Genomic DNA, 12,039 nt, shown 5'->3' with positions numbered 1-12,039 from the left:
TGCGAAGGAAGGGGGAAGCGCGGCGGCATCGCACTTCATCCCTTCTAATCATTCCGCGGATGCCGGTGTATCAACCTTGGCTGCGTCCTTCTTCGGGGCATTCGTACGCTTGCTGGGTGTCTTGGCTTTCGGCGATGCGGCGAACTTAGCGCCGGTGACGATCCCGAGCTTCTTCTTCCTGAGGGCAGGCGCGGACGATTCCGCTTTCGCCGCTTCAGGAGTCAGGGTTTCCGGAGTGGTCGACGGGGCGGCAGCTTCCTTGGCAGCGGCGGGCTTCTTCGCACCGCTGGATGTTTTTGGGGATGCCTTCTTCGCCGCCGGTTTCTTTGCGACTGACTTTGTGGCTGCGCCCTTCGCCTTTCTGGGTGCGGGTGCGGGTGCGGGTGCGGGTGCGGGTGCGGGTGCGGGTGCGGGGGCGGGTGCGGCCGCAGCCGAGACACCCGGTGTGGCCGATGCCATGGGTGCGGCTTCCGGCGTCTCGACGGCGATCACGGGAGCCTCGGTCGCGGGCTTGGCGTCAGGCGCCTTTGCGCGCGAGCGCTTGGGCTTTTCCGGCACCTGAGCCGGTGTGGATTCCGGCGTTTGCGCCAAGCCAATGCCGGCAACCTCATCGGCGGGCGTCGCCGTATTGGCTTTTCTGCTCGTGCGTTTCGGCTTCTGCTCCATCACCGGGGCGTGCGTCGGAGCGGCTTCCTGTACGGCCTGTTCGGCGACGGGCGCCTCCTTCTGTACTGTTTCGCTCGCCTTTCTTCCGAGGCCCAGCTTGGCAGCGACGGCACGGCGGTGTTCAGAATAAGCGGGAGCCACCATGGGATAGTCCCGCGGGAGCTTATAGCGCTCGCGATATTCGGCCGGGGTCAGGCCGTTGGTCGCCAGATGCCGCTTCAGTGTCTTGTACGGCTTGCCGTCGATCATGCTGATGATGTGCTCGCGCGAGCCCAGGCTCTTGCGCACCGATACGGCAGGAACATGCTCGACTGGCGCGGGCGCTTCGGCTTCGCCCTTTCCTTCGAGCGCGCCGCGTGTCGCTTCGATGATCCCGGCGATGTCGCCGGCCGGCACCTGGTTGTTCGAGAAATAGGCGCTCAGTAACTGCACCGTCATTGCAGTGAGATCGGGCTGCTCGGTATCGGCCACGCAAAAACTCCAGGCTAAGGGAAGACAACAGGGAAGTTGGCTCTTGCCGAAAAAGAATTGCCGGAAAGCTAAGCCTGTTCCCACGCCTCATGCAAGTCGTCAGTGAAACAAGTCCGTCAGCCCGCAGAAAGGGAAGGGGGAGGAGTAGAGCAGAAAACCAGCTCGAGGTCTCGCTAATCCATGAGGTGCAACATGACGAACTGCGTATCCGCGCACATCCTGATCGGCGGCAGACTCGCCCGATCCCGATATCCCGAACTGATCGAGGCGATCAAAGCCGATAATCCGGCTGTCGATTGGGACGGCACGCCGTTCGATCCCGACGATATCCCGGCCGGTAAGCCGCTCGCGCTCATGGATCATGATGTGGCCAACGGCTGTTTCGAAGAGATCGAGGGAATCTGTCACCGGCACGGTCTCTACTATGTTCGCTGGTCTGGCGCTTCTCCCGGAAGCTTCCCGTCGGTTCGCATCGTTTACACGGGTAACGGCGAGCCACAGCCGGTCCTGACCACCGAGGAAGACGAGCAGGTCTTCTCCATCGAGCGCATCCGGAAACTGGGAAGCATGGAAACAATCGAAGCGGACTACCAGCGCGCACGCAGGAATCCGCCTCCCCTGGTTATCGTGGAAGACCAGCCAACCGATGTCGTCATCTCGGAGATCACCCATGGCTGATCACTATGTTCAGGGCTCGGTCGCCTTCACCTGTACGGCGCAGGAAGCCGCACTGATCGAAGAGGCGTGGCAGCATGCCGCTGACCTCGACAACGAGCTGGCGCCGGGCGACCCGAGCGCAGAATTCCTCACGGCTTTCCCGCCGGTCGAACTGGGCAACCCTTTCAATGGCCTGCTCGACATCTTCGACGATCCTCGGTTTCCCCGGTTCTGTGCCGAGATCCAGATCACCCGAGCCGATCCGTGCAGGGTGTCGATCTCTGGTGACAGCGATTTTCAACCCGACGCCATCGCCGCGCTGATCCAGCGCTGCTGCCGACAGACGCTGGGTGAAGCACCGATCGGCTTTACGTGGAGCTATGGCTCCTCGCGTCCCCGGCCCGAGGACACGGGGGGCGGTTGGTGCGCCATCTTTGCCGACCGGATCGAATTCGGCGAGACTGCCGAGGGACTGTCGAAGGCGCTGCAGCCCGCTGCCGATCCCTGGAGCGATCACCTGGTCCATGCCGCGTCCGACTGGAAAACCGAAGTCGCCAATGACGAGACCCGCCTCGGCTATCTCGACTGGATCGCCGCACGGCAAAGCTCGGTCGGTGCGGCACCTTAAACTCGATCGCCTCGTCAGTCGCATGACGTGAAGCGACCTGTGGCGAGGACGCCGCCACGTCCCGCCGCGCCATTCTTCCGCAAAACAAGGATAGACCCATGACCGACGTCACCGCGCCGGGTGCGCCCGCGCGCCTCTATAGCCAGACCGACTACGACGAACGCGGCAATTTCCAGTACCAGGGAGACCTGTACCGCCCTGGCGAGGATCTGCCTTCCCTTGCGTCACGAATGGGCCGGCATCTCGCCGACCAGTTCACGCATGCGCGCTTCTCGATCACCACGAGTAAATTTGCGGGCGGCCGGAAGATCACCGCCGAAATCCTCGATACGCCTGCCGACCTTACCGAGCGCGATAGGCAGAACGCGTTTATCGTGGAAGTGCGCGACCAGATGGAGCGGTTCGGTTTCACGTGCGCCAATGTGCTCCAGGGCTTCCACAGTTGCTCCTTCTTCTGCGAAGCGAGGATCGGGCGGGCCTATTGGGCGGCGCTTGCGCAGAGGCGCGGTCCCAGGAATCCGGTCGAAGCGTTGGTATCGCTCGCCGCGTTCAAGAAGCGGGTGAAGCCGGGCGACAGCCTGAAACTCATCGATGCGCCGGCGGGCCACCGATCGCTGGGAACGACCCGCACGATAACCAGGGTACGGTCGGGCGACCTCATCCTCGAAGGCAGGAGCCATCTCGATTTCCCGCGCGCCGCTGCCTTCGCCTGCGACGGCAAGCTGGTGCGCATTTCCATCGGCTCTGATCACGACCCGGATGCCCATCTGCTGTATGAATGGCGAGCAGCGGCCTGAACGATGGTAGCCTCATCGTTTGCTTCGGATGCGTCCGCAGCCCATGCCCCGCATCTCAAGGCCATGCGGAAGCTCCTCGAGCGCTGCCAGCCGCGCCACGATATCTACACCGTGTTCGGGCATTGCATGGAGGCGATCGCGATCGCGATCGCCAACAGCGTCGACCTGCGCGAGCGTGCGCGGCGCGAAGCCCGTTACCTAGACATTATCGGGCGCTACGGCGCCGACGTCGTCGAAAGCTTCCCACGGGTCATGGCCGAACTTGCCCTGGCGCTGGAAGCGGGAATGAGCGACGTGCTCGGCGCGCTGTTCCATGATCTCGAATTGCACAACAAGGCGAAGGGCCAGTTCTTCACGCCCTATTCGCTCAGCAGAGCGATGGCGGACATGCTGATCGGCGATCCCGCCACCCTTCGGGAAAGCATAGAAACTCGCGGACATCTTACCGCCATGGAGCCGGCATGCGGGTCCGGTAGCATGGTCATCGCGCTTACCGACGTCCTGCGTCGCAAGGTATCAATTACCAGCGCCACCTCCATGTGACCGCGATCGATATCGATCCCCGCGCAGTCCACATGGCCTATGCGCAATTGTCGCTGCTGCATGTTCCCGCGCGGCTGATCGTCGGCAATGCCCTTTCCGGTGAGATCCGCGAACAGTGGTTCACACCGGCGCATATCCTGGGTGGTTGGACGGCCCGGCTTGCGTCAACGCCCGAGGGCAAAACTCCGATCGATATGATCCCGCTCGTCGACGCTGCGAGCACGGTCTGCTCGCGTAGGGAAACTACCCGCGCGCCCGACTGCAACAAACCAGCGCCGATATCACGTCAACTCAGCCTCTTCTGATCCGGCCATTGAGCATCAGGCAACTTCGCCGAGCGTTCCTCCAACCACAATTGCCGGTATGATCGGTGACGATCCATAAGTTCCCGATGCGTGCCGCATCCTGCCAACCGTCCGCCCTCCATGAACAGGACCTGGTCCGCGGACTGCGCCGTCGCCACCCGATGTGTGATCATGATGAGCGTGGTTGTCCCGCCGGCTCTGCCTCGCAATTTCGCGATCGCGTTCGCCTCGCTGCGCGGATCGAGCGCGGAGGTGCTTTCATCGAGGATCAGCACCGGCACGTCCACGCCTGCCAGCCGTGCGAGTTCCAGCTTCTGGACCTGGCCTCCCGAAAGACGCTCGCCCTGTTCCCCGAGTTCCATCTCGAAGTCGATCGACCTGCCGGGCTCGTGGAAACGCCAAAGGTGCAGCAATTCCTCGACATCGCCGATCGACTGGTTCGCCGGGGGATAAAGGATGTTCTCGCGCAGGGACCGGTTGAACAGACCGATGAACTGCGGCGCATAGAGGATATGGCGATGCCGATCCGCCCAGGGGATCGTCGCGATATCTATCCCGCCCACCGCGATCCTGCCGGAAGAGGGGGTAAGCACGCCTGCGAGAAGCTGGGCCAGCGTGGACTTGCCCGAACCGTTGGGACCGACGATCGCGACGAAAGAACCAGCCGGCACATGCACCGATATCCCGGCCACGCCGGGCATGCTCTCGCCGTAGCGGAAGCTCACATTCTCGGCGACAAGATCTGACGACGCTGTAAGACCAGGGACCGGGGCGCTGTCCTCTTCTTCGACCGTCGAAAACGTCAGGACGTCGCGGATGTTGGCGATCGCCACCCCCGCTTGCGCGAGGATATAGCCAAGCGAACTGAGCGGCACGGTCAGCCGGAAGGCGTACGTCTGGAGCAGGACGAAATCGCCCGCACTCATGCGCCCCTGGCCGACATCGAGACCGGCGAGCAGCAGCAGCGCCACGAGGCCGAGCCCTACCACGCAGAATTGCAGCGCGGCCATGAGCGTGAGCGAACGGTACATGCCGGCCGCCGCGTACCGTTTCGAACCGAGGGCAGCGCCGGTATGCCGCAGCTCGCGGTCGAGCGCGCCGTTCAGCACCACGCGGCGGGCGTTGCGCACGATATCGCCGATGGTGCGCGAGACATGCGATGCCGCCGTATTCGTCGCATCGGCGTGAATGCGGTGACGCCTGGCGCCGAGCCAGGTCGCGGCGAGGAAACCCACCAGCGTCAGCGCCAGGATCAGGACATAACAGGGCCGGATCAGGCCGGCGATCACCACGAGACTGGCGAGGGCCTGGAGCATCACTGGCCCGAGCCGCCAGATCAGCCCCTCGACGACCAGCGTCAGGCTATAAGGCAGGCGCTCCAGCATGCCGGGAACGCGGCCACTGCGGCTGTCGCGCGCCGCGGTGATCTCGGGCAGGGCCGCGGCGAGCGCGCGGATGGTGTAATGCCGCGCCAGCGCATCGACCATTTTCGCGGTGCACGACAGCCTCGCGGTTTCGAGGATCGATGCGCCTGCCCAGCATCCCACGAACAGCATCACGGTGACGAACAGATACAGGCGCGATTCCGAGGAAGCTGCCAGCATGTCGATCAGGAGTTTGAGGGCGTAGGGTCCGGCAACGCCCATCGCGATCACGAGGGCTTCGAGGGTGAAGGCCTCGAACAGGCTTCGCCTTGCACCCAGGCCGGCCGACAGCATCAGCTGCGTCAACCGCGCCAATATTCCAAATGTCGTCACTGTACAGACCTCCTGGCGATCGATGAGCCAGAAGGAGGATTTGGAACGCGGTCGCTATCCTAGCGCCAAATCAGGCCCTTTGGAATGCGCGATCCCATGACGCGGAAAGGGGGGAAGGGGGTGCGGGGAGGTGACGGGAGACGTGGATCGTCCCGTTACCCTCAAGCTCAAGGAGAAGGTTCCCATGGCGAGCATGGCCCGCATGACCGACACGCCCCCCGTGTCCGCTCCCTATCGCATCGACGTCTCGCGCGGCGGCCGCAGCGGCCGCGTATCCTCGGAATGGTTCTCCAGGCCCGACGACGAAAAATTCCTCTCGCTCTCCAGCCTCTACGACAGCGTGCGAGCCCGCGCCGATCGCTCGACCACCCGGACCGTCGAAAGCCGCGCGATCCGGGTCGAGGCGAGAAGCGATGATCCCGAACGGCTCACGCTGATCGCCCCTGGCGACGAGCGTCCGCTCACACCGACCAACTGGTCCTTCGGCCAGGTCGCGAGCCTCGTCGGCGCCCCCGCCTCCTATCTGCGCCAGCTGCCCGCGGCGCTCGCCGGTCTCAATCTCCAGCACGGACTTGTCACGCACAGAGGCGAACAGGTCAAAATATTGCAGACCGACGATGGCCGAACAGAACTGCGGGCTGCGACCGGAAGTCAGTATGGCAGGGTGTACGACTGGGAACTGATACAGGCCATCATGGCATTCGCCGGGGACGGCGTTGGCGATACACGATGGAAAGTCCCAGGAACGATCGATTGGGGAAGCATGAGCTATAACCCCTATGTCGATATAACGAAGGAGACGACCACGCTCTACGCTTCGGACAGGGATGTCTTCGTATTTCTGGTCGATGATACCCATCCGATCGAGGCCGGTAAACTGCCGAACGGCGATCCCGACCTCTATTTTCGCGGATTTTATGCCTGGAATTCCGAGGTCGGCTCCAAAACCCTCGGCATCGCGACATTCTATCTCCGGGGCGTGTGCGCGAACAGGTGCCTGTGGGGCGTGGAGAATTTCGAGGAAGTGAACATCCGCCACTCGAAGTTCGCCGGCGCCCGCTTCGCGCACCAGGCCGCCCCGGCGCTCGAGCACTTCGCGAACTCCTCCCCGCAGCACTTCATCACCGGCATCAACGCCGCGCGCGAACGTATCGTCGCGCGCAAGGACGAGGATCGCGACGACTTCCTGCGGCGGCGCGGCTTCTCGAAAACCGAGACTACGAAGATCATCCAGACGGTCCTCGCCGAGGAAGGGCATCCGCCCACGAGCGTCTATGATTTCGTGCAGGGCATCACCGCGCTGGCCCGCACGAGGCCGCATCAGGACAGCCGCCTCGAACTCGAAGGCAAGGCCCGAAAGCTGCTCGAACAGGCGCTCTGAGGCGCACTTCCCGATCCGAATTTCCCCTCCATCGCTCGCTCCGGTCTTCCACCGGGGCGGCTTTGCTCATGAAAGGATAAGGCCATGCGTGCCCCGTCCGATGTTTTCCTTTCCGATTTCACCGTGGACGTCGCCTTCTTCAGCGACGGCGAGCATTATGCCACCCAGAGCTACACAGTCACCGCCTCGACCTGGTTCAGCGCCCGCCAGCAGGCGCTGCAGATGTCGGTAAGCAGCGTCTATGACGACCCGCGCATTCCCGGGCTCAGCCGCAGCGCCACCCTGCGGTCCGGCTCATGACCCGCGCTCGTACCCGCCGCCTCGGCACGGGAATCTCCGCGCTGATCGCCGCATCGCCCCCGCCCGCCACCACGCTGCCGCTCGCCAGCATCAGCGCCGGATATAATCCGCGCCGCTATTTCGACAGCCGAAAGCATGACCAACTCGTGGCATCGCTGCGGCTGCGCGGAATGCTCCAGCCGATACTCGTTCGTCCCGCCACGGAGACAGGCGATGGCTATCTCATCGTCGCCGGGGGGCGTCGCTACCGTGCGGCGCTCGAGGCCTTTGGGCCCGAGGGCGAAGTCCCCGTCATCATCCGCGAGATGACTGACCAGGAGGCCCTCGAGGCGGCGATCGACGAGAACGACGTGCGCGACGATGCTTCGGAAACCGAGCAGGCCGATGCGGCGGTCCGCGTTCTTGCCGCCTGCCAGGACGATCGCGGCGAAGCCGCTCGCCGGCTCGGGTGGTCGAAAACCAAGCTCGATCGCCGTCTCGCGCTCGCTGGCCTCTGCGAGCCGGTCAAGCACGCGCTCGACGAGCGCCGGATCAAGCTGGGTCATGCCGAACTGCTCGCCGCCGTTCCCGCCGACAAGCAGGAGAAAGCGCTGGAGACGATCCTCGCCTCCGGTCTCGACGTCGGGAAGACCCGCGACCTGCTGATGCGGGTCACCCAGGATCTCGCCCATGCCTGCTTCGATAAGAGCGAGTGCCTGGCCTGCCCGTTCAACTCCGCGGCGCAGCGCGCCCTGTTCGAGACGCATATCGAGGACGGGCATTGCACCAATGCCGGGTGTTTCGAACTCAAGACCCAGACCGCCGAAATGATCCGCTTCGAACAGGAGGAATGCGCTGAAAAGGCCGCACGGACTGCGAAGGTTTCCGCTGACGACGATACCTGTGGTGATGAGGCCGAGGACGAGATCGACGCTATCGAAGGTCCGGATATCGAAGCCGATGCCGATGCCGATGCTGCTGACGCTGCCGATGGTGATGACGACGACCACAGCGAGATTAGCGGTGCGCCCTCCCTCCATCTCCAGGATGAGCAAGCGGCATCTTCTATGAATGATGCCGGGAATCAAGCGGTGCCGGTCGCCGCGAGCGATACTGGCGCCAGGAAGCCGGACACGCCGAAGTCCCCCGTCACCGCCCGGTCGATCGCCATCCGTAGCAGGGAACTGCGCGAGGCGACCTGGCGCACCGCGCTCGCTCGCGCGCTCGCCGCTAATCCCGCCCATGCCCAGGCCACGATCCTGGTCGCCGCGATGTCAGGCACGCTCCCGCAGATCAAGGCGGAGACATTGCGCGGGCGGGCCGGGCTGCTGGTTGGTAGGTCCTTCCCCGATCTCGATTTCAGCCAGCAGATTGCCGCGATCCTAGAGCTGCCGGAGCCGCAGGCCGCGACAGTGCTATCCGCCATCGGCGCGGCCTATGCGAAGGATGTCACCAGTTTCGATCATGTCGCCGACCTGGCGCGGGTCTTCGCAGTCGATCTCCGCGATGCCTGGCACGTCGATAAGACTTTCCTCGAACGCTACTTGAAGGACGAACTCAGGTTCATTGCACGCGAATGCGGGCTGATCGCACACATCGGCGAGAAGGCGTTCGCGAAACTGCTGGGCCAGAAGAAGACCGATCTCATCGCCGGCATGCTCCACGCACTCGGCTTCGAGTGGGCAGGGCGTCTGCCGAGCGCCATGACCCTCGACGGCGCATATGGGCCACCGCCTGCGTGCCCAGTCGCACCCGCGAGCGAGGTTCCGATCACGGACCTCGCCGCCTGAACGCTCCCTCGCTCTCCCGGAAGGATGTCTCCCTATGCTGATAACCAGCCTGCTCCCGCTGCTCGCCCGCTATTCGCTGGGCTGCGATCTTGTCGCCGGGCCCGAGGGCATGGTGACGCTCACCATCATCCCGCGCATGATCGAAGGCGGCCACAAGCCTGACGCCGGCGAACTCCGGCCGATCTCGCTCACCGCGAGCGCCGCCGAGATCGATGCCGAACTTGCGCGCGGCGAGGATGGCGCGCTCGGCCAGCTCATCGCCGGTCGCAAGGCGCTCGCCGACCAACTGGAAGAGCAGCGCCAGGCGACGCAAGCCGCTCGCGCTGCCGCGGCCGCGAAGGCCAAGGCGGCGACACCGACACCGAAACCGACGCCGAAACCGGTGGCCGCTGGCGCGACCGCGCACGCTTCCGGCAGTCCGCCGGCCGACGCCAAGCCCGAAGAGCCCGCCAGCCTTTGGTGAATTACGGCGCGGAAACCTCGCTCCATCTCTCCTTCTATCTCCCGGAGACAGTCATGCAGATCGATCATCTCACCCGAACCTATCGCTATGACGGCATCGACCTGCCCGTCCCGCCGCATCTCGCGCAGGACCCGGCCGCGCTGCGCGCCTATCATGCGACGCTCTACCCGGCGATCCTCAACGCCGAGACGGTCGATGCCGGGATCATGGGCGGCGCGCATGTCACCGAATATCGCCGCGCCGTCGGCACCAAGGGCTGATCCCGGTGCCGACGGCGCCGCGACGCCGCGGCGCGACCATCCCGCCAGCGCTGCGCAAAACCCTCCTGGACTGGATCGAGACGGACGATGGCGACACTGCCGGTTTCACCCCGCCAGCCTGTAGCGCTCAGGCCCGAGCCCTCCATGCGCGGATCGTCGACGACAAGCCGGGCGGGGCGGGCGAGTTCCGAGAACCGCTCCAGCCGCCGACCGGACTTCGCCTCCCGCCGCTTGGCTGATCTCGCGAGTGATCTTGCGGGCGACCTTGCGGGCAGGGCCGTCGCGCTATCACCCGATGTCCCGGCGATCTTCGACGCGCCGCTGGCGCCGCATCACCGGGTGATCGGACGCTGGGCCGCGTCCCGGGCACAGGATGCGAGCGCCCGTACGCGGTTCGAAGCTCGCCGCCACATCGAGGCGGTGTTCGATGCCGCCGTGCGTGAAATCCTGGACCCGATCGATATCATCGATCTGCGCATCGCCGTGCTCAACAGCGAGGCCGATGGGCCGCCCGCGATTGCCATCATCTGCGACAGCATGGGACAGCTTGACCTTGGATGGATCGAAACCGGCGATGCGCCCACCGCCTGGCGCGCCGCCGCCTACCGGGCGCTCGAGCAGACGCTGGGGCGCGTGCTGCCGGTTTTTAGCTACCAGGATCTCTTCGACGAGATGTCCATGTACTACTGGGAGGGGGAAATCGATGACGAAGCGGCCCGCCGCAGCCTGATCGCATGTCACGGCGCGGACGCCGTGGATCTCGACGGACACATGCTCCCTTCGCAGTTGAACGAGCGCCGCCCGGGCTGGATGATCGCAGCGAACGCGGCGCCGCCGAGCCGGCTTCCTGCTGCCCTGCGTCGCAAGCTGGCGGATGTGCGTGCTGCGCGGGAGGTGCTTGGCACACTCTTGCCCGAAGCCGGCGCCTGGCACTTCGATTTCGAGGTCGCGAGCGCATATCTTCCCGGCATCGAAGAATGCGCCTCGCTCCCGCCGCTGACGCTGGTTCCCTTCGTGCCGTTCGCCCGCGAACTCGACGATGTCATGCGCAGCGGCATGGAAATGGGGTTCACGGACATCGCCGGTATCTGCCCGCTGCCGGATGTAGCCTGCATCGATGACTGGTTTGCCTCGCTGCGGCTCGGCGCACAGTTCCTCCTCACGGTCCAGAACCTCATCCGCTTCGATCCACCCAAGGCCAGGAGCCACCCATGTCCGACCATAGCACCCACTTCGAAGCGAGCGGCGGCGGTCTCGTCCTGACGAACGCCATCCTGCTCTATGCGAATCAGGCACCGCGGCATCTCAAAGCCTGCGGCGCCTCTTCGATCGATACGGCTGCCTTCGCCAGCATCCATGCCGTGGAACTCGGTGGCGATGGCCCGCCGACGATCGCGGCCGGGAGCCCGCTGACGCGCGCGCATCTGCGGCAGTGGTCACAGGCGCTTGGCCGTACCGCCCAGCCCGAGCTTCTCCCCGAGCATGTGCTGGTCGCTCATCCCGACATGCTGGCCTGGTGGGTGCCGGCTGAGGTGCGCCCGGCTCATTTCGCGCTGTCGGATCCTCCTGCCGATCTCCATGCGCTGGCGGCGCGAACGACGCTGCCGGTTCCCTATCCGCCTCATCTCCTGATCGCCACGCGCCATGGGCTTGGCGTCTATGCGCTCCCGGCAAATGAACGCCCTGGCGCCGAGACGCCGGTTCTGCACTCGCCGATCCTCAACGTCTTCGCCGACGGGCGTCTCTGCTGGGGCAACATCCCGAAACCCAGGGCGCTCAGCATCGCCTCCATTCCCGCCTATGAAAGCGCGCTGTTCGACTCCTGGTCGACGCATCCCAATCCCGGGCAGGACCGGACGATACGCGGGAAGGGCGGGCTGGTGCGGCTCTGGGACGATCTGGCGGCGCGCGGCGCGCGCCGGTTTCCGGTGAGCCGTCTCAAGCCTTTCGGCGCCGGCACGGCCGGGCAGGGGAGAGGCCAGCGAAGGCCCGCCGCCTGCGCGGTGACGGTAGGCCGCCTCATCGCACGCTCACGGGTATGA

The 12,039-nt window shown here is 64.9% G+C and carries 14 protein-coding genes; 12 read left to right on the top strand and 2 right to left on the bottom strand.

The window, feature by feature from the left end; translation table 11 throughout:
- Positions 1-48: 48 nt before the first annotated feature.
- Entirely contained in the window at positions 49-1,137 is a 1,089-nt protein-coding gene (locus QOL62_RS15670; RefSeq protein ID WP_283406923.1) for a Ros/MucR family transcriptional regulator, read from the bottom strand.
- 192 nt (positions 1,138-1,329) lie between these two features.
- On the opposite strand from QOL62_RS15670, the gene QOL62_RS15665 reads away from it, so the two are divergent.
- The 5 genes from QOL62_RS15665 (at position 1,330) to QOL62_RS15645 (ending at position 4,067) form a co-directional block, all read left to right on the top strand.
- Positions 1,330-1,815 carry a hypothetical protein gene (locus QOL62_RS15665; RefSeq protein ID WP_086493700.1) on the top strand — a complete coding sequence of 162 codons (486 nt, stop codon included), beginning with the start codon at positions 1,330-1,332 and terminating at the stop codon, positions 1,813-1,815.
- Positions 1,808-2,422, top strand: a complete 615-nt coding sequence (locus QOL62_RS15660) for a hypothetical protein (protein ID WP_086493701.1) — start codon at positions 1,808-1,810, stop codon at positions 2,420-2,422. The genes QOL62_RS15665 and QOL62_RS15660 overlap by 8 nt, the downstream gene beginning before the upstream one ends.
- Before the next feature lie 98 nt (positions 2,423-2,520).
- Complete coding sequence (locus QOL62_RS15655; protein WP_086493702.1) at positions 2,521-3,219, top strand: hypothetical protein; 699 nt, start codon at positions 2,521-2,523, stop codon at positions 3,217-3,219.
- Between the two features lie 63 nt (positions 3,220-3,282).
- A complete protein-coding gene (locus tag QOL62_RS15650; protein WP_240511521.1) occupies positions 3,283-3,762 on the top strand; it encodes an N-6 DNA methylase in 480 nt (159 codons plus the stop codon).
- The gene (locus tag QOL62_RS15645) at positions 3,759-4,067 is read left to right on the top strand and encodes a hypothetical protein (RefSeq protein ID WP_240511522.1); all 309 of its coding nucleotides are present in this window, start codon (positions 3,759-3,761) and stop codon (positions 4,065-4,067) included. Before QOL62_RS15650 ends, QOL62_RS15645 begins: the two co-directional genes overlap by 4 nt.
- On the opposite strand, the gene QOL62_RS15640 is transcribed toward QOL62_RS15645, so the two are convergent.
- A complete protein-coding gene (locus QOL62_RS15640; RefSeq protein ID WP_283406922.1) occupies positions 4,049-5,824 on the bottom strand; it encodes an ABC transporter ATP-binding protein in 1,776 nt (591 codons plus the stop codon). The two genes, QOL62_RS15645 and QOL62_RS15640, sit on opposite strands and share 19 nt — an antisense overlap.
- A 184-nt stretch (positions 5,825-6,008) precedes the next feature.
- Here QOL62_RS15640 and QOL62_RS15635 point away from each other — a divergent pair, with 184 nt between their 5' ends.
- The 7 genes from QOL62_RS15635 to QOL62_RS15605 all read left to right on the top strand — a co-directional run bounded on the left by QOL62_RS15635 (position 6,009) and on the right by QOL62_RS15605 (position 12,039).
- The gene (locus QOL62_RS15635; protein ID WP_086493704.1) at positions 6,009-7,205 is read left to right on the top strand and encodes a DUF932 domain-containing protein; all 1,197 of its coding nucleotides are present in this window, start codon (positions 6,009-6,011) and stop codon (positions 7,203-7,205) included.
- A gap of 84 nt (positions 7,206-7,289) precedes the next feature.
- The gene (locus QOL62_RS15630; protein WP_086493705.1) at positions 7,290-7,505 is read left to right on the top strand and encodes a hypothetical protein; all 216 of its coding nucleotides are present in this window, start codon (positions 7,290-7,292) and stop codon (positions 7,503-7,505) included.
- The gene (locus QOL62_RS15625) at positions 7,502-9,274 is read left to right on the top strand and encodes a PRTRC system ParB family protein (RefSeq protein WP_240511524.1); all 1,773 of its coding nucleotides are present in this window, start codon (positions 7,502-7,504) and stop codon (positions 9,272-9,274) included. The genes QOL62_RS15630 and QOL62_RS15625 overlap by 4 nt, the downstream gene beginning before the upstream one ends.
- Before the next feature lie 34 nt (positions 9,275-9,308).
- Entirely contained in the window at positions 9,309-9,737 is a 429-nt protein-coding gene (locus QOL62_RS15620) for a PRTRC system protein E (RefSeq protein WP_086493706.1), read from the top strand.
- Between the two features lie 53 nt (positions 9,738-9,790).
- Entirely contained in the window at positions 9,791-9,997 is a 207-nt protein-coding gene (locus QOL62_RS15615) for a PRTRC system protein C (RefSeq protein ID WP_086493729.1), read from the top strand.
- Between the two features lie 87 nt (positions 9,998-10,084).
- Complete coding sequence (locus QOL62_RS15610) at positions 10,085-11,260, top strand: hypothetical protein (protein WP_283406921.1); 1,176 nt, start codon at positions 10,085-10,087, stop codon at positions 11,258-11,260.
- A complete protein-coding gene (locus QOL62_RS15605) occupies positions 11,209-12,039 on the top strand; it encodes a PRTRC system protein B (protein ID WP_086493730.1) in 831 nt (276 codons plus the stop codon). Before QOL62_RS15610 ends, QOL62_RS15605 begins: the two co-directional genes overlap by 52 nt.

Source organism: Novosphingobium panipatense (genome assembly GCF_900182875.1).
GTDB classification, from domain to species: Bacteria; Pseudomonadota; Alphaproteobacteria; order Sphingomonadales; family Sphingomonadaceae; genus Novosphingobium; species Novosphingobium panipatense.
The sequence above is the reverse complement of the archived record's forward strand: the minus strand, read 5'-3'. Positions and strand labels throughout refer to the sequence as shown.